At 69.4% G+C, this 15,730-nt stretch carries 17 protein-coding genes; 5 read left to right on the forward strand and 12 right to left on the reverse strand.

Annotation, left to right across the window (positions count from 1 at the left end; all coding sequences use genetic code 11):
• Nucleotides 1–84 precede the first annotated feature (84 nt).
• Complete coding sequence (locus ABH940_RS16280; RefSeq protein ID WP_370066426.1) at nucleotides 85–831, reverse strand: class I SAM-dependent methyltransferase; 747 nt, start codon at nucleotides 829–831, stop codon at nucleotides 85–87.
• A 184-nt stretch (nucleotides 832–1,015) separates the two neighbouring features.
• On the opposite strand from ABH940_RS16280, the gene ABH940_RS16285 reads away from it, so the two are divergent.
• Both ABH940_RS16285 and ABH940_RS16290 read left to right on the forward strand, forming a co-directional pair.
• On the forward strand, nucleotides 1,016–1,216 hold the full coding sequence (locus tag ABH940_RS16285) for a hypothetical protein (protein ID WP_370066428.1): 201 nt from the start codon (nucleotides 1,016–1,018) through the stop codon (nucleotides 1,214–1,216).
• Entirely contained in the window at nucleotides 1,197–2,045 is an 849-nt protein-coding gene (locus ABH940_RS16290) for a hypothetical protein (RefSeq protein WP_370066430.1), read from the forward strand. The genes ABH940_RS16285 and ABH940_RS16290 overlap by 20 nt, the downstream gene beginning before the upstream one ends.
• 164 nt (nucleotides 2,046–2,209) lie before the next feature.
• On the opposite strand, the gene ABH940_RS16295 is transcribed toward ABH940_RS16290, so the two are convergent.
• Nucleotides 2,210–2,620: an ATP-binding protein gene (locus ABH940_RS16295; RefSeq protein WP_370066432.1), complete on the reverse strand. Its 411-nt coding sequence runs from the start codon at nucleotides 2,618–2,620 to the stop codon at nucleotides 2,210–2,212.
• Between the two features lie 209 nt (nucleotides 2,621–2,829).
• Between ABH940_RS16295 and ABH940_RS16300 the strand changes: the two genes are divergently transcribed.
• Together ABH940_RS16300 and ABH940_RS16305 are read left to right on the forward strand one after the other, a co-directional pair.
• Nucleotides 2,830–3,675, forward strand: coding sequence for a Scr1 family TA system antitoxin-like transcriptional regulator (locus ABH940_RS16300; protein ID WP_370066434.1), 846 nt, complete (start codon nucleotides 2,830–2,832; stop codon nucleotides 3,673–3,675).
• Entirely contained in the window at nucleotides 3,672–4,133 is a 462-nt protein-coding gene (locus ABH940_RS16305) for a hypothetical protein (protein WP_370066436.1), read from the forward strand. The genes ABH940_RS16300 and ABH940_RS16305 overlap by 4 nt, the downstream gene beginning before the upstream one ends.
• Before the next feature lie 83 nt (nucleotides 4,134–4,216).
• Here ABH940_RS16305 and ABH940_RS16310 read toward each other — a convergent pair whose 3' ends face one another.
• The 10 genes from ABH940_RS16310 to ABH940_RS16355 all read right to left on the reverse strand — a co-directional run bounded on the left by ABH940_RS16310 (nucleotide 4,217) and on the right by ABH940_RS16355 (nucleotide 14,931).
• The gene (locus ABH940_RS16310; RefSeq protein WP_370066438.1) at nucleotides 4,217–4,465 is read right to left on the reverse strand and encodes a hypothetical protein; all 249 of its coding nucleotides are present in this window, start codon (nucleotides 4,463–4,465) and stop codon (nucleotides 4,217–4,219) included.
• An 11-nt stretch (nucleotides 4,466–4,476) separates the two neighbouring features.
• Entirely contained in the window at nucleotides 4,477–5,511 is a 1,035-nt protein-coding gene (locus tag ABH940_RS16315) for a DnaB-like helicase N-terminal domain-containing protein (RefSeq protein ID WP_370066440.1), read from the reverse strand.
• On the reverse strand, nucleotides 5,508–6,341 hold the full coding sequence (locus ABH940_RS16320; RefSeq protein WP_370066442.1) for a hypothetical protein: 834 nt from the start codon (nucleotides 6,339–6,341) through the stop codon (nucleotides 5,508–5,510). Before ABH940_RS16320 ends, ABH940_RS16315 begins: the two co-directional genes overlap by 4 nt.
• Nucleotides 6,338–7,123, reverse strand: coding sequence for a DnaB-like helicase N-terminal domain-containing protein (locus ABH940_RS16325; RefSeq protein ID WP_370066444.1), 786 nt, complete (start codon nucleotides 7,121–7,123; stop codon nucleotides 6,338–6,340). Before ABH940_RS16325 ends, ABH940_RS16320 begins: the two co-directional genes overlap by 4 nt.
• Nucleotides 7,120–8,931: a type IV secretory system conjugative DNA transfer family protein gene (locus tag ABH940_RS16330; RefSeq protein WP_370066446.1), complete on the reverse strand. Its 1,812-nt coding sequence runs from the start codon at nucleotides 8,929–8,931 to the stop codon at nucleotides 7,120–7,122. The genes ABH940_RS16325 and ABH940_RS16330 overlap by 4 nt, the downstream gene beginning before the upstream one ends.
• Nucleotide 8,932: 1 nt before the next feature.
• Entirely contained in the window at nucleotides 8,933–10,423 is a 1,491-nt protein-coding gene (locus tag ABH940_RS16335) for a VirB4 family type IV secretion system protein (protein ID WP_370066448.1), read from the reverse strand.
• Complete coding sequence (locus ABH940_RS16340) at nucleotides 10,423–11,964, reverse strand: SCO6880 family protein (protein WP_370066450.1); 1,542 nt, start codon at nucleotides 11,962–11,964, stop codon at nucleotides 10,423–10,425. The genes ABH940_RS16335 and ABH940_RS16340 overlap by 1 nt, the downstream gene beginning before the upstream one ends.
• Nucleotides 11,961–13,730, reverse strand: a complete 1,770-nt coding sequence (locus ABH940_RS16345) for a hypothetical protein (protein ID WP_370066452.1) — start codon at nucleotides 13,728–13,730, stop codon at nucleotides 11,961–11,963. Before ABH940_RS16345 ends, ABH940_RS16340 begins: the two co-directional genes overlap by 4 nt.
• A 109-nt stretch (nucleotides 13,731–13,839) precedes the next feature.
• The gene (locus tag ABH940_RS16350; protein WP_370066454.1) at nucleotides 13,840–14,595 is read right to left on the reverse strand and encodes a hypothetical protein; all 756 of its coding nucleotides are present in this window, start codon (nucleotides 14,593–14,595) and stop codon (nucleotides 13,840–13,842) included.
• Nucleotides 14,596–14,619: 24 nt separating this feature from the next.
• On the reverse strand, nucleotides 14,620–14,931 hold the full coding sequence (locus tag ABH940_RS16355) for a hypothetical protein (protein WP_370066456.1): 312 nt from the start codon (nucleotides 14,929–14,931) through the stop codon (nucleotides 14,620–14,622).
• 314 nt (nucleotides 14,932–15,245) lie between these two features.
• On the opposite strand from ABH940_RS16355, the gene ABH940_RS16360 reads away from it, so the two are divergent.
• Nucleotides 15,246–15,710 (forward strand): helix-turn-helix domain-containing protein, encoded by a 465-nt coding sequence (locus ABH940_RS16360; protein ID WP_370066458.1) that lies wholly within the window; start codon nucleotides 15,246–15,248, stop codon nucleotides 15,708–15,710.
• Nucleotides 15,711–15,730 lie beyond the last annotated feature (20 nt).

Below are 15,730 nucleotides of genomic sequence, written 5' to 3' on the forward strand. Positions count from 1 at the left end.
ACTTAGCCGCCCCAACCGCGGTGAGGTACCCCCGCTCCTCGATCCGCCACTCGTGCCGCTTCGCCCCGTTGCCGGACTCCAGCCTCAGCACCCCTCCGTGGATGCCGCAGGGGCGGAGCCTGGCGCGGATGGGGACTCGACCGAGAACGCCTTGTACAGCAAGGCGGGGTGGCGGTGAGGGGCGGTAACGCGCCCACCGACGCGGTGGCCCATCTCCGTGATTTCACGCTCCAGGAGGTGCTGGTCGCGTTCCTCGTTGAAGACACCGATGATCAGCCGTCCACCGGGTGCCACCACCCGGGTCAGCAGGTGCTCGACGTAGGCGCCGCGCAGTTGGGGTGGGACGTAGTCCAGACCGGTGCGGACGATCGCGAAGGTGCGGGACGGCTCCCAGCCCATCGCGTTCGCGTGCCAGATCCGGCCGCTCCACTGCGGGCAGCGCTCGCGGGCCAGCGCGGCCAGGGCCTCGGAGATCTCCACCCCGTATGGCTCGATGTGAATGCCGTCCTGAGTAGCCCAGGCGGTGAGTGTCTCCATGAGGTGGCCGTTGGCGCAGCCGACGTCGAGGAAGTCGCCCCCGGACGCCGGCAGCGCCCGGACCAGGAGCCTGCGGGCGCGCTCCCAGTGGGCCGCGTCTCCGCTGTGCCCCGACTGGGCCCGGGGATTGTCGGCAGCCAGGTACGCGGGTTCGATGAGCGCGCGGACGGCCTCGTGCCAACCCTCCTGGTCGAGGTCGCCGGAGGTGAAGGCGGCGTCGATGACCGCTGCTTCGCGCCAGCTTCTCTCCTTGCTTGCTGCCAGGTCGTCCGCAGCGGGTGATTCATCCTTCATCTGTTCTCCGGGCGCGTGGAAGGAAGCATGCCTCACGCGGGGCGTAGGGCATCCCCCGATGTGTTGGGGTGGGGTCTTGAACAGCCCCGTTGCGATGCACTGCCTTCGCGAACGGGGGCACAGGCGTCGTGCTGGACGTGCTCGGGTGGGGCTTACATACAGCACTGCGGGTAACTCTCCACGCATGAAGGAATACTACGGACCTCTGGGGCGCGAGATGGTCGACAACTCCGCGTTCCAGCTCATCGGCGCGTGCCTGGCGCTCGACGTCGTCCTCACCTCGACCGGCACCCGCCAGCACTGGGACGATGCCAGGGCAGCTCTCGCCCAGCCGATCCCCGACGAGCGACTCAGGACGGTGCTCGATGTCCTTTCAGCCGGATGACGACACCCGGCACAACCTGACGACAGCGCACAAGAAAGCCGCCGCGTTCCTCGGCCTCGTGTGCACCGAACCACCAGTCTTCGGCACCTCCGGAACCACCATCGGCTGCCGGTCCGAGAACAACTGGCTCCGGGTCTCCAGAAGCAGCCGTCACCGGGCGCCCCGGCCGACCGGCCAGGGCGCCCTCGGCGCTGAACAGTTCGTCCCTGCATTCGTCCCGCGCCCCCGGCTCCACGACACCGTGGACTGGACGGAGGCCGGCTGGTTCTACCAGGCGGACGTCTTCGACCTGGTAGGTTCCGCGGTCTCCTCAACCCCGGACCTCCGCGATGACCCCGGCCTGGACGACGGCTGGTGGACCGGGCTGCGGAACGCGCTGGCTGGCATCGCGGAAGCACCGAGCACGAAGATCACTCTGCGCCAGACATGGGTCGAAGAGGTCTTCCCGAAGTACCTCGGTATCCCGGCCCCAGCCGAAATCGAGCGGACCACCGGGCACGGTGATCTCCAGTGGGCCAACCTGACCGCCGCGCCGCTCAAGATCCTCGACTGGGAACGCTGGGGCCTGGTGCCGGTCGGCTACGACCCTGCGGTCCTGTGGGTCAGCAGCCTGCTGGTGCCCGCCGTCGCACACCGCATCCGCCAAGAGTTCGCGGACGTTCTGGAGTCCCCCGCCGGGCGAGTGGGCCAACTGATCGCCCTGGCGGAGATGCTCCAAGCGGTTGACCGCGGGTACTACCCGGAGCTGGCGCCCCTCCTTGCCGACTGCGCACGTGGACTGACCGGCGTCGCCCTCCCACAGGGCATCGGTCCCAAGCACATTCGGTAGGCCCCACTGGCCGTCGATGGTGACCTCCGCGCCGATGCGCTCCCCGAGGCGCAGCATCAAGCGCTTGAGGTGCTGCTGGTCCATGGCATCCAGCAGGCGAGTCGCCGCATTCAGGGCCTCGTCCGGAGACGGGTTGACGACCCCGATCGCTACTAATCCGGTGGTCATGTGGGGAAAGCCTCCTCGACCGCGATCGAGACGCAGACCACTTTCCCGCCGGGGATGAGCGCGACCTCGAACGACTCGGACAGCGCCTCCGTGAGTTCCATCCCTCGGCCGCTCTCGTCGTCGGGGCTGGCTTGCCGTCGCCTGGGGGGCGCGGAGCTGGTGTCCGCAACCTCGATGCGGAGCAAGCCACTCGAAGGAGTGAACAGGGTTACACGTACGGGACGTTGGGTGTGTTGAACTCCGTTGGTGACGAGTTCGCTGACGATCAGTTCGACGGTGTCCGTCGGCACCTTGAAGCACTCGTAGGCGCTCTTGACGAACCGGCGGGCCTTGGGGACGGACAGCTCTGCTGCGGGAAACTGGCTCGACGCGAATACGTGAGCGTGTCTGTCTTCCAGGGCCAGCACGACTGCCTCCATCGCGTGGGGTGCAGCTGTCGAGGTGCACGACATGATCACCAATGGTGGGGCGATGACCGCGCTGCGTAGTGATGACGAGTGTGTACCCGGTCACATCGCGTGCGCAACCCTAATGGGTAACCCAATGGGTCAGTCTCGAATCTTGCAACGCCCCCCTCGGCGCAGGAGACTGACGGTCAGCCAGAAGGGAGGATCGAGTGCCCCCGCACTTCTCACCGATCGCCGCCGGCGCCCTGGGCGTTGAGCTGGGAGCCCTCCGTGGCACACGCTTGCTGCGCGAGGTGGCCACGGCGACCGGGCTCGACGCCAGCGACATCAGCAAGTGGGAGAACGGCGTCAAGCTCATCCCAGAGCGATCCCTGGAACGCCTGCTCGACGGCTACGACGTTCAGGGGGCGCGCCGGCAGCGTCTGCTGAACCTGCGGGAGAGCGCGGCCAAGGTCCACTGGTGGGCGCCCTTCCGCGAGATCCTCGATCACCAGATGGTCGGTGAGATCGAGGTCGAGGCCAAGGCGGCTCTCCTGGAGGAGATCGACGACGACTGCTTTGGCTACCTCCTTCAACACCCGAGCGCCCGTCGGGAGAACGCCCAGTACTACTGGAAGCAGCCGAGCCCCGACGAGGCGGAGCTGTGGCTGGAAGTCCATCGACGCCGGCAGCAGCGGTTGTTCGATAACCCACCCCTGCACGTGCACACGATCGTCCACGAGTCGGCCTTCGAGCGCTCGACCGACCCGGACGTGATGGTTCCCCAGTTGACGTTGCTCAAGGACCTGACAGCCCAAGGTCATGTTGTCCTACGCGTCATCCCCAAGACGTCGGGTGCAGCGGGCAGGGTATTCTTCCGGGTCAAGCGGTACAGCTTCGACGAGGAAGATTCACCAACGTATGTGTTCTCCGAGGCACTTACCGCAGGGACTGTGCAAGAGTCGGAGCGCGAAGAGATCCGCTTCAAGCGAGCCTGGGCCCGCCTGTCCGCGCTCGCTCTCTCGCCCGAAGAGTCCAACGATCTCCTGCACCGACGTCTGAAAGACTGGCTGTGACGATGTCCCACGACCCCTACGCCCACGACGGCACCGAGAGCATCACGGCCCGGGTGAAGTCGTTCGCTTCCAACGGAAACACCGGATGCTTGACGATCAAGCGGTTCCGTGACGGCTGTGTGGAACTCGGCGACGACAAGCCCGGCCACGAGAACGACCAGATTCGTCTGACGCCGGCGACGTGGTCGGCTGTCCACCGCGCCTTCGAGACGAAGGAGCCGCCGTTCGCCGAGTTCTACGACGCTGGCACCACCGAGGGCGTCGCGCTCAACCTGACGATCAGGCGGCTTCCGGACGGCGGCGTGGAACTCAGCGACGACGCCGACGGCCACGCGGACGACAAGCTCGTCCTCAACCAGGAGGAGTGGTCCGCTGTGCACCGCGCCTGGGAGGGCGGCCAGCCGGAGTTCGCCGAGTTCTACGACGCCGAGCACACCGAAGGCACGGCCGCCCTCTAAGCCCCGCGCGCTGCCACTGTCACGGTGCACGGAACGCGGCGTCGCCCCCGCACCGTTCGGCTTTGGTGCGGGGGCGGCTCTGCTCAACCGGTGTGGCGCTGCACGGCCAGGTCCGCGAGGCGCATGTTCTCCTCCATCAGGTCCAGTCCGGCCGCGACGTCGGCTCGGGTGACCTCCCACCAACCTGCCCTGTCGAAGATCCACCAGGACTCCCGATACCGGGCGAAGTCGCGGATCGTCTCGCTGAGGTACTGAGCAGTCCCGTCGGCGAGGGCGGCGTCCATGGCTGCGTGGCTGAGGTCTGCCAGCATGCCCACTTCGGAGTTGGTCATCGCGGTTCCCCTCACGGCCGGATGTTCGGCTGGATGACGGGGGTCTGCTGCACCGGCGGCGGTTGCAAGAGAGGCGCCGGCTCCTGACGCGGGGCCGCCGTGGTCGCTCTGACGTCAAGGCTCGCCTTGAGTTCCGGACCGGGTGTGCGGGTGGTGGCGTCGATGTTGCCGAAGTCGGTGGCGAGCTTTGCCCTGATGTCCTCGGCCATGATCTCCCCCGAGAGTTCGACTGCGGCACCGACGATGACGGCCGTGGTGGCGAGGCGGGTGAGGTAGTCGGGGCGCTCCTCGACGCTCACCTCCACCTTCACCTCATATGCCTGGGGGTCCTGCCGGTAGACCTCCCACTCGACGGTCAACTGATCGACCGGCTCGCCGCGTTCGGCGACGACCACGATGGCCTCGTAGACCTCACGGCGCGGACCTTCCTCGAACACCTCCGGGTACAGCCAACTGCTGACCTCCCGGATCTGCTCCGGGTGCTGGAGCAGATCCGCGAGCACGGTGTCCTGACGCTCAAGGCGGACCTCGACCCGGACTTGCTGCTCGCCGGCCGGCTGCGGCCAAGACTCGTACGGAGGCGGGGCCGGCTCGTTAAGCCTGGCCACCGGAGCTGTCTGCTCGGTACGGCGCATCGCCTGGGTGAGCCGGTCGAGCACCGGGTCTGGTCCGTGCAGGCCCGAGGCGGTCGAACGGAGCCGGTCAACGTGCAGCGCGAGGTCCCGGCGGACGGCGGCCTCTTGGACCATGCGGGCATAGCTGGCGATGTTGCGCGGCTGCGGCGCGGCGTCGGCGAGGCGCCGCAGGTAGTCGGCGTGCACTCCGGTGATGGCCGTGCGCTGCGCGATCAGCTCCGGCAGCCGGGCGGGCGTCGCCGTCGGGTCGCTGGTGCGCGACTCGATCAAGGCGGTCAGCACGGCGCGGTGGGTGGGGTGGGCCATGCGGTCCGGGGTGAGGTACGCGATGTCGTCCAAGCGCTGGCGGTCGCGTAGCGCCGAGCCGATGACGGCCTGCTCGGCACGGAGCACGAGATTGGGGTGGGTCATCGGTTCGTCCTCGACTTCGTTCCGGTGGTGGCTTCCCTGTAGCGGCGGGCGGCGTCATCGGCGGCGGCCATCCGAGCAGCAGCGTCGTCGAGCCGCTCCAGCAGCTCCTCGGTGACGATGCGCAGCCAGGCGCCGCCGATCTCGACGGCCCACCAGGCGTCGGCGAACCGTACGTACTCGGGGATGCCGGGGCTGATCGGCGCGGCAAGGCCGCGGGCCCGGGCGTCGTCCATCTGGGCCGCGGTGAGGCGGTCCGGACTACCGGCTTCGGCGGTGTCCGCGTGGGCAGCCAGCAGGCGGCTGGGAATCCCGGCCCAGGGATCGGCGGTGGTCCAGCGCTCTTGGAGGTCCGGGGTCTCGGCGGCCCTGAACTCCGGGCTTCGGTGCCCAGTTCGGCAGGCCGTCGCGTAGACGGTGGTCGCGTTCGCCACCACCGTGCGCAGCTCGGCATGCCAATAGCGGGCAGCCTGGCCGACCTGCTGCTCGGGGCCGGCTCCGTAGATCTCTTCCCGCCAGACCTTGAGCGCCCACAGTTCCTCAATCAGCCCCGGGTGTTCGGCCCAGCATTGCGGCAGCCTCGACTCCACCGCCAGCTCGTATCGGTCGTGGAGCCAGGTCACCCAGTCACAGAGGCCGCCCCAGGCCGCGATGCGCTCGGGCCCGGTCATCGAGTGCCACTCAACCAGCCTGGTGCGAGGACTCGCCTCGGTGCTGGCGGAGTTGGTGCCGCTGGTCGGCGCGCCGTCGGCGCGGCGCCCGCGAAGGCGTCGAATCCGGGCGTGCGGCCTGTGCTTGACCCTGCCGATCGGCGTGATCGCGGGCTCGGTCATGTCTGATCCTGGAGCTGGGCGGGCAGGATGCGGGTGGCTCCGGAGAGGGTGTCCGGGCACCGGGTGAGCTGGTGCCTCGTGTCTGCGCGGTCGGCCAACGAGACCGCATTCCAGTCGGCGATCACGAGGTGCACGGCGGCGTCGAGTGCCTCGATCGACGTGCTCGGGGTGACCTTGAGGCGACGCAGGTAGGCGGAGGTGTCCATCGTGTCAGTGACCAGCCGCGCCAGGCGGGGAGACAGCTCGTCGGTGCTCCTGCGGACGCGGTCCACGATGGTCGCGGGGGTGACCGGCTCGGCGTCAGCGTGCAGTGCCAGCATCGCCTCGTAGATGCCGTAGCGAACATGGGTGGTGAACGCGTCCACCGGCACCCACCCTCTGAGGTCGGCCAGTTCGCGCGGGCGTTGAACGAGGTAGGCCAGCACCAGGTCCTCGTGGTCGGCCCGCGAGGGCCGCCAGGTGCTCACGGGGAGGAACCGGCCCTCGGTGAGGGCGCGGTGGTCGGCCCAGTCGTCCGTCGGCCACAGCGCAGGGACGGTTTCCTGGTAGCCGGGGCTGAACACGACGACCACCGGGGCGCCGGTGTGGTCCTCGCCGGCGTGGTAGAGCGCGCCGTCGATTCCGCGAACCGGCCCGCTCCACCGCAGGGTGCAGTCGATCGGGGGCTCGGGGCGGCGGAGCAGGCCCTGGTGGTGGCGCCGGTCGAAGCGGGATTCCCAGCGCCGGTCGGCGGCGGAGCGCGGCTCGGCGTGACGCCCGCTCCATGCGGGTCGCGGGGTCACGCGGCGACCTCGTGGGGGTCGAGTTCGCCCGCGCGGTAGCGCCGCGACCACTCGATGCTCTCTTCGTACGCCTTGCGGTCGGGTCCTTCGTAGTGGCGCTGCATGCGGATCTTGGTGATGGGGGTGGTGGCGTGGATGACCAGGGCTTCGCGACGCTCCTCGTCCAGGGTGCGGATCTCGTCCGGGGTAACGGTCTTGCGGTCCTGGAGGGTGGTCTGCATCGTGGTGCCGTGGCTGCCGCTCTGGTAGGTCGTCAGGGATTCGCGGTAGAGCCCGGCGAGTTTGGAAAACTCTTCGAGTTCGTCGCCGCCCAGGCCGCCGAGGGCGATCTTGACGGTGGAGCTGCCCCAGAGCATCTCCGCCCCGTCGCGTCCCCAGGTCTTGCGGGCCTGCGCCATGTTCTGGAGCACCGCGACGACGTAGATGCCCGAACCGCCCGCGAAGCTCATCAGGTCGGGGAGGTTGGGCAGCGGCGACATGTTGGCGACCTCGTCCAGCAGTGCTCCCAGCGGCGGGTCGAGTCGGCCGCCGGGTGAGCGGTCGGCGAGGCGCTTGGCGGTGCCGAAGACTTCGGAGACGAATGCGCTGATCAGCGGGGCGAGTGCGGTGGCCTCTTCCTTGTCCACGAGCAGGTAGATGGTGCCGTTGCTCCGCAGCCAGTCCTCGATGTCGATGCCGTTGCCGGCCTTGGGGACGAAGGTCGCGCGGGCCAGCGGCGAGAACAGTGGGGTGAGGGCTGTCTGGACGGTCGCGAACAAGTTCGCGCGGGTATCGCCCGGGTTCCGGTAAAGGCTGTCGAGCATCTCGGCGACGCCTGGCTCCGCGCGGTGGGACTCGGCGAGCAGCTTGATCGGTTCCTCCACGTGGGCGTTGAAGCCCCAGCGCAGGACGTCCTCCATGCTGCGGCCGGCGATCGCTGCGGCGTGCAGCCAACCCGCGAGCAGGGAGGTGGCGGTGGCGCCGAAGAAGCCGGCGCCGGAGCTGTCGGTGGTCTCGCTCTTGCCGATCTTGACCATGAGGTCGGCCCGCTGCATCGCCTTGCCGAAGTTCTCGCAGCCGCTGGTGGGTGACCACTGCACCTGGTCCGGCCACTCGACCATGCCGGTCGGCGCCATCGCCAGGGTCGGGCCGAGGCCGCGTCGGATCAGCGCGGTCGCGTCCAGCACGTCGCCGCGGACGCTGGTGACCAGCATCGGGCCGTGCCAGGCCCGAATCCAGGGGATGATCACCTGACTCGTCTTTCCCTGTCGTGGGGCGGCCAGCATCAGCACGGAGTTCTCGACGCAGACCCACAGCAGCATCCCGGCCATGGTCCGGCCGAGCTGCACCGCAACGTCGTCGGCGGTGAATCGGCGGCCCTTAAGGGAGGGCCGGACGATGGTCCCGCGCTTCACGACTGCCGCGGTGGAAAGGGTCTTCGACAGCTGCGTGGCGGACGCGAAGCCGCGCACCGAGCGGCTGCGGCGCAGACGGCGCAGGGCGAAGGCACCCGCCGTGATCGCCGCGCACGCGACGATCACGCTGGCGACGGCGAAGCCGACCGGACCGGGCAGGTCACGGCGGACCGGCGCGGGCCAGGCCGACCTCGGGTCGTCCAGGTGGTGAGGGAGCTGCTTGGCGACAGCGAAGGCGTCGCCGAACGGCACGGCGGGCCAGGTGGCGTGGGTGATCAGCCCGGCGAGCTGGCCGGTGGCCCAGGTCCCCGCAGTGACCGTGACCACCGCGATGATCAGCAGGACGATCAGGTAGTCCGACGGGCCGTCCAGCACCGGCCGCCGGGCGACGGTGGAGTTCGAGGCGGCGGCCATCTCACACAGCCATCCGCTCGTTGGTGTAGTACAGCTGGCGCTCGATCGGACTGAGAATGGTCTGGACCACATGGCTGGAGGTCCGGCCGATCTTCCAGATCGCGCGGCCGATCTGCTCGCCGCTCCAGGAGGCGATGTGCGCGCACTCCGTGTCGGTCAAGCCAATCGCGTCCCTCGTCATGGCGAGCGGCGCGGTGTCCTGGCGCAGGCAGATCCGCACGTCGCAGGACGCGATCAGGTTGCGGGCGATGCTGACCTCTTCGCTGCCCTGCGCACCGACAGCCTCAAAGTCAGCCAATCGGTGCGTACTCAGGACCTGGATGGTGCCCTGGGCGCGGGAGAGACGAAGGTCCGAGTCGAGCTTGCGGATCATCGCCGGGACTCGCATCGCGCGCCACAGCTCGTCGCGGACGACCAGGCGCACGGGGCCGCCCGGCTCGTCAATTGCCGCCTGGCCCCAACTCGACACGCACGCAAGGGTCATGGCCACGGTCTCGTCGCCGCGGCCGTCGATCCGGGACAGGTCAACGGTCTGGATCGGCGCGTCGAAGTCCGGCCTCACGGTGGTCGGCCCGTCGAACAGCCCGGAGAGACTGCCTCGGACCATGTTGCCGAGCGCGTCGGCGGCCGGCCGGATCATCTCCCGCAACTCGGTCACGTCGGCGTCGCGGACACGCAGGTCCTCGGCCATCTCGGGCAGCGGGTCGCGCAGCAGGGCCCAGACCTGCGGGATGGTCGGGTCTACGAGGTGGCTGGCTCCGGTGGCCTGGCCGGAGGCGTGCTGGATGGCGAGGGAGAGAGCGGCTTCCTCGGTGGGCGTCAGGTTGCGGCCGAGCCGCATGACCAGCAGGGAGGAGAGCAGGGTGATCCGGCGGCGGTGGACCTCGTCCAGGCGCTCGCGCAGCTCCTCCGGGTCGGAGGGCAGGTTCGAACCCAACGGGCCGGCGTCCAAGGGGTTCAGGCGGTTCCGGAGCCCGGGGCCGAGTTCGACCGGCTCGACGCCGAACGCACGGGCCAGCGGCGCGTACTCGTTCTTGATGTCGCCCAGCACGAAGGTGCGCACGCCGTAGGCGGCGAGCCGGGTCGCGAGGACCTTGACGGTCGCCGACTTGCCGGTACCCGGTACGCCGGTCACCAAGAGGTTGGGATTGGTGATCAGCCCTCGGTGCAGCCACTCGATCGGGTGGCAGCTGAACGCCCCGCCGGCCAGGCAGTCAACGCCGATGTAGGCGCCGGCCGGGGGCATGGAAGCCCCGTACAGCCAGGGGTACAGCCCCTGGACCTGGCCGGTGCTGCCCCTGAACACCGGGGCATTCGGCATCCTGGGCGCGCGTCCGGCGTACGGGCGGGCGTAGCCGCGCCGGGGCGCCACCGGTTCCTTGCGCTGCCTCGGCTTCTTCGCCGCCGCGGGCTTCGGTGCTACCGGGGCGGGTCGGCCGAGCACCTCGGTCAGGTCGAGAACGGGGAGGTCGGCGGTACGTCGGCGGAACATCACGCCACCCGCTTCTTGGGCAGACCCATGCCGACCGGCAGTGCTCCGAGGGCGAAGCCCACGTCTTGGGCCATCCACATCCGCTGGAGTTCGATCCGGCCCTGGTTGGCGTCGGCCTCCAAGGCAGCGCAGGCGTCTTCGAGTTCGGCCGGGTTGGTGACGGTGACGGTGCAGTAGGCGGTGTAGCGGACCAGGCCGTGGCCGGCGGCCCGTTCAGCGTCCTGGGCCTCAGCGCGGCGGAGGGCCTGCTTCTCGTGCTCCGGGATGATCTGGCCGGTCTTGTGTCGCATGCTGACTGCGACCTCGCGGGCGGTGCGTTCCTGCATTACCTCGCGCTCGGCAGCGCGGGGGCCGCGGGGCTCGATGTGCAGGTTGAACGCTCGGCGGTACTGGCCTTCGCCGAGCAGCGGGGCGAGGGCGGTCGAGTACACCTTGTTCTTGGGCCAGTTGAGGACGGCGTAGGTGACCGACACGGCGCCGTCGTGCTCATACCGGCCGCGCCAGCTCTCAGCGGCGGACGGGCCTGCCGCAGCTGGGTCCACCCCTGCCTCGAAGGGGACCTCGTGCCCGCGGAACGCGGCTGCCGTGGCCGCTGCCCGTCGCTCTGCGAGCATCCGGCTGGAGTCCGGATCGAAGGCGGTCCGCAGGACCTCGGCCAGCTCGCGCGGGTTGAGCCAGCTCTCGACCTGGAGATCCGCGGAGGCGATCGAGGACGTCAGGGCCCGCAGGTGGCGAACCAGGACGGCGGCAGCTCCGGCGTTGCCGCCACCGGCCGCCTTGATGGGGCCGGCGGCGCGGGCGGCGTCCATCGTGAACGCGAGGTATGCCTCCCGCTGGCTGGTGGCCAGGGTGGCGGTGGACAGCAGCGACCTGGTGATGTCCACCGCGACGGTGGGCGCGTCGGTGGCGACGTGGTCGGTGTGCCAGCGCTGGAGCGCGGCGCCGGACTCCGGGACCAGGCGCTGGAGCGCCTGAATCCGGATGATCGGATTGCCCTCCGTGCACTGGCTGTTGAGCAGCTCGCCCCAGCTGGCCACTCGCTGCTCGCGACGCTGGGAATCAACGAGGCCGATGCCGGGGAAGCGCACCCGGGCGACCGCCGTGAACGTGCGGTCGAACTGGTGGTGGATCACTGCGATCGGGTCGCCGCTGCCGCCGTCCGCTTCCAGGATTGTCAGCGGGGCGAGGATGCCGGGCAGGTCCATCTTCGGCTCGTCCGTACCGGCCTTGCGTGGTGCGAAGGCACCGGAGAGGAAGCGATTCTGCCCACGGAAGCGGAGGATTTCGAAGGACACGAAGGCGACCGCCCATTCGTCAACTGTGCGGCCGGCGATCCGGACGAACGAGAGTAGAAAGAGGAGAAGGGAAAGGGGCCAGGTCACGATGCCGGCCCGGACGTACGAGATGGCGAACGGCCAGATTGCCGCGAGGACGGCGCCGCCGAGCATGGCGGCTCGCTGGACGCTGAGTCCGAAGAGGAAGGCGACCTTCTCCTGTTGCCAGCCGAAGTACGTGCGGCTGGGAGCCGTCTCGGTGGTCATGACTTGTCGCCTCCTTCGGGCTGGTCAGGGGTGGTGGTGGCGGGCGGTGCGGTGGGGCGCTCGACCGGGGCGGCCTCGGGTCGGGACGCACTGGGGCGGTCCGACGGGGCCGGTGCTGGTGCGGGTGCCGCGTGGTCCTGGACCGCTGCGGGCCGCGTGCTGGGGGCTGGCCGGGTGGCGCTGATCGGGGCTGCGCCGGAGGCCGGCCGGGTCGTGGGGGCCTGGGTCGGTGTGGGTGCCGCCGTGCCGGACGCCGACGGGGCGGTGCCCGGTTTGCCGGGCTGGGGTGCCCTGAGCGGGGGGCCCGGTACGGGGCCGCTCTGCGGTGCGGGACCTGCCGGGGGTGCGGCGCTGGCGGCTGTGGCACCGGTCGGCGGACCAGCGGGCACCGGGGGCATCTCGATCGTGGGCGGGTCGCTGCGCGGAGCACCAGCGACCGGCAGCTCCGGGGTGGTGTCCTGGAGTGCCTGCTGGTGGTCCGCCTGCTGTCCGGCTGGCTCCACCGGCTCGGCCTGCGGCTCCTGCTGCTCCTGCTGGCCAGACCAGTCCGGCTTCGACTGGTCCGCTCTGGCTCCGCTGGTGGGCAGCGGAGCGCCCGCATGCCGGTTGACGTACCCGGCCGGCTGAGCCGCGTACGGATTCGCGCCCTGCACGCCCGCGTGTCCGGCCATCTTCTCCATGCCGCCCGCCAACGAGTTGACGGCCTGCTGGGCGAGCTTCACACCGGCAGCGGCGGCTATGCCGATCGGCCCGGCAGCAGCAGCGGCACCCCCGGCCGCCGCCCCCGCACCGCCGGCACCTCCGGCCGCCGCCCCAGCACCGCCGGAAGCTGCTCCACCGGCAGCGCCTCCGCCCTTGCTGGCGAAGCTGCTCATCGTGCGACTGGCGCTCTCCTGGCCGAATGTGTCCGGAGAGGGGCCGGACGCCGGACCGCCGCCCGCACTGAGACGACCGCCGGCGAAGCCGAGCAGCCCGGCAAGGCCAGCGCCCCCGCCCACCTGCACGCTGGCGAAGGTGAAGAACCGGGCGATGGAAGGCCAGGCCAGAGCTGCGAGCAGCAGCACGAGCATGCCAGAGAGCGTGCTCGACAGGTCCTGCGAGTCACCTGCCAGGCCGAAGCCGAGCGCGAACACCAGGGCCACAATGGGCTTGAGGATGATCAGCTGGACGGTGGAGCTGACCAGCTTGCTCCACCAGGACTTCGTGGACTGCGAGACCTGGCCGGCTGCCGAGATCGGCGAGGTGGCGATCAACACGGCGATGGCGGCGTTGCGCATCAGCATCTCGAACCACAGGACGATGGTGAGCAGGATGCCGAGGATCGCGAAGATCAATAGAAGCGATGCGCTGTTGCCCGGACTCCACGCGATCAGCTTGGCGATCTTGTCGCTGAACGCCTGCTGACTGTCGAAGGTGCTCTCAACGATGAACTTGGTGGTCTCGTCGCTTGCGAGCAGCGCGGTGGAGGCGATGGTCAGAGTGAGCATGAAGGCCAGGGCGGCCTTGCCGACGCCAACGAAGGCGGTGGCCAGGGCGGAGCCGTCGTGCGTGATGGCGGTCCGGATCACCTGACCGATGAGGAGCAGCGCCGCGATGAGGCTCGCGAGGCCGAGGGATATCGCGTAGACGCTGCGGATGCCGTGGCCCGAGAGGTCGATGGGCGGGATCTTCACGAAGGCGTTCGCGAACGCCTTGAGGACTTCGGTGCACGCGTCAGCGAAGGACTTGCAGATGGAGTTCCACGCCGAGGACGCCATGCTGCTCACGGCGTCTCCAGCGACCGTGTTGAGTATGGGACCGGTGACGCAGCTGACCGGATCGCTCAGACCGCAAGGCATGTCGCCTCCCGGCTGCTGGTGCTTGTGCGGGCCGGGGTCATCGCTTCAACTCCTGCCAGCCCTTCACCGATGCCTGGACGGACCCTGGCTCGGCGACGAGGCTGCTGTAGTCGGTGGTGTCGGTGCCGGACGGGGCCGGGATTTTCCAGTCGCCGGAGGCCGCCCAGTGCAGGTCGAGCGGGTAGACCCCCATGCGCGTCTGCGGCCCCTGGGCCGGCGAACTGGTGGTGTAGGTGGCCAGCAGCAGCACCTGGACGTTGTCGGCGGAGACCGAGCGCAGCTGGTACTCGACTGGCGCGAGGATCACCGACGCACCCGCCGGGGCGGGCCCATCCGTCGCCACACCGAGGGCCTTGCGGGCGCCGGTGGGTCCGGCAGCCAGCTGCTGCGGTGCGTCGGACCACGAAGGATCGGCGACCAGCCGGCCGACAGCGGCGGCGCGGTCGGGGTCGAGAGTGGAACCGATCTGGCGCCAGTACTCGACGGCGGCGGAGACCGCGCCGATCATCGAGTGGGGGTATCCGACGGAGACGCCGTTGATCAACTTGTCACCCTGGACGAGTTGGAGCGGGCCGGTGTTGCCAGGTGCGGGCGACCCGCTCGGACCGACCCCAGTCACCGAGCCAGGCGGTGGGATCGCGGCCGGCGGCGTGTAGATCTTGGGCCCACGTGGCGCACCGCCGGATTCGATCGCCACGCCAACGGCGACGAAGGCCAGGAGGCCGACGACCGCGAGAAGGAGGAGCGGGAGGAGCCTGCGACGCGGGCGGCGGTCGAGAAACTGATTGCTCATTGATTGCTCGCAGGAACGTTTCTGCTACGCCGCTGCGCCGAAGACGGTGTTGACCACCGGGATCGCGCAGGCAGTGACGATGACGCCACCCAGGGACCAAACCAGAGCCCGCTTGCCCTTCTCCGCGCTGTCCGGCCGGTTGCTGAGGTGGCCGATGCCCATGAGGCCACCGGAGACGACGGCGGCCACGGCGCACGCGATCAGCGCTCCCCACTTCGCGTAGGAAAGCAGCAGGTTCGCGCCCTTCGAGCCGTTGGTCGGGTCAGCCGGTGCGGGATTCTGGATATCAGCGAGCAAGGTGTGCGCCGACTGGGCAAGGTGCAGGTAGGTGGACAAGCCGGACTCCTAGTGCGGGCGCGCCGTCGCTCGGCGGGGCCGGCTCGGCTACGGGAAGTCGCCTCCGCAGTAGCGGACAGGCGGACGGTGAGGGATCGCCCGCTTGCTTCGAGGTACGCGCGCTGAACAGCTGCGATTTACTCTGGCTAACGAGGTGATGAGCAAAGATACGCAGGAGTGAATACGCCCCGTCAACCAGAATCACTGTGATCAGCCTCACGCCGACACTCTCTGTTTACACTGGCTAATGAGTGTCACTGTGCGCGACGATGAGGGGTCGTCATATACGTCCACAGAGGGGGTCCACCGGCACCATGACCGACGAAGGAACACCGGCACAGGAGCAGCCGAGCACGATCGCCGCCCGGCTCGACCACCTGTTCAAGGTCGTCCACCCGGCCGACCGCGGCCCGTACAGCAACGCCGAAGTCGCGGAGCGGATCAACGCCGATGCTGGCGAACAGGTGCTGTCGGCCACCTACCTGTGGCAACTGAAAACCGGCAAGCGCACCGACCCGACGCACAGCAGGCTCGCTGCCATCGCCAAGTTCTTCGGCGTCTCGCCGATGTACTTCTACGAGGACGAGGCAGCCGAGCGGACCAACGAGCAACTGAGGGTCCTCTCGGCACTGCGCGATGAAGGGGTTCGACAGCTCGTCCTGCGCGCGGACGGCCTCTCAGCCCGCGGCCTGGCCGGCATCGCGCAGATGATCGAAGCGGCGCGAGCCGTCGAGGGCCTCCCAGACGGCGACGATCAAGCCGAGACGCCCAGCGAGTGACAATCGCCACGCCCACAGAA

The sequence above is a fragment of the Streptacidiphilus sp. BW17 genome (assembly GCF_041262485.1).
GTDB lineage: Bacteria > Actinomycetota > Actinomycetes > Streptomycetales > Streptomycetaceae > Streptacidiphilus.

Excerpts from the sequence above, each read along its gene's own strand:
- ABH940_RS16280 (WP_370066426.1), bottom strand. The coding sequence starts at position 831 with ATGAAGGATGAATCACCCGCTGCGGACGACCTGGCAGCAAGCAAGGAG.
- ABH940_RS16320 (WP_370066442.1), bottom strand. The coding sequence starts at position 6,341 with ATGACCGAGCCCGCGATCACGCCGATCGGCAGGGTCAAGCACAGGCCG.
- ABH940_RS16310 (WP_370066438.1), bottom strand. The coding sequence starts at position 4,465 with ATGACCAACTCCGAAGTGGGCATGCTGGCAGACCTCAGCCACGCAGCC.
- ABH940_RS16350 (WP_370066454.1), bottom strand. The coding sequence starts at position 14,595 with ATGAGCAATCAGTTTCTCGACCGCCGCCCGCGTCGCAGGCTCCTCCCG.
- ABH940_RS16335 (WP_370066448.1), bottom strand. The coding sequence starts at position 10,423 with ATGTTCCGCCGACGTACCGCCGACCTCCCCGTTCTCGACCTGACCGAG.
- ABH940_RS16340 (WP_370066450.1), bottom strand. The coding sequence starts at position 11,964 with ATGACCACCGAGACGGCTCCCAGCCGCACGTACTTCGGCTGGCAACAG.
- ABH940_RS16315 (WP_370066440.1), bottom strand. The coding sequence starts at position 5,511 with ATGACCCACCCCAATCTCGTGCTCCGTGCCGAGCAGGCCGTCATCGGC.
- ABH940_RS16285 (WP_370066428.1), top strand. The coding sequence starts at position 1,016 with ATGAAGGAATACTACGGACCTCTGGGGCGCGAGATGGTCGACAACTCC.
- ABH940_RS16290 (WP_370066430.1), top strand. The coding sequence starts at position 1,197 with ATGTCCTTTCAGCCGGATGACGACACCCGGCACAACCTGACGACAGCG.
- ABH940_RS16360 (WP_370066458.1), top strand. The coding sequence starts at position 15,246 with ATGACCGACGAAGGAACACCGGCACAGGAGCAGCCGAGCACGATCGCC.
- ABH940_RS16330 (WP_370066446.1), bottom strand. The coding sequence starts at position 8,931 with ATGGCCGCCGCCTCGAACTCCACCGTCGCCCGGCGGCCGGTGCTGGAC.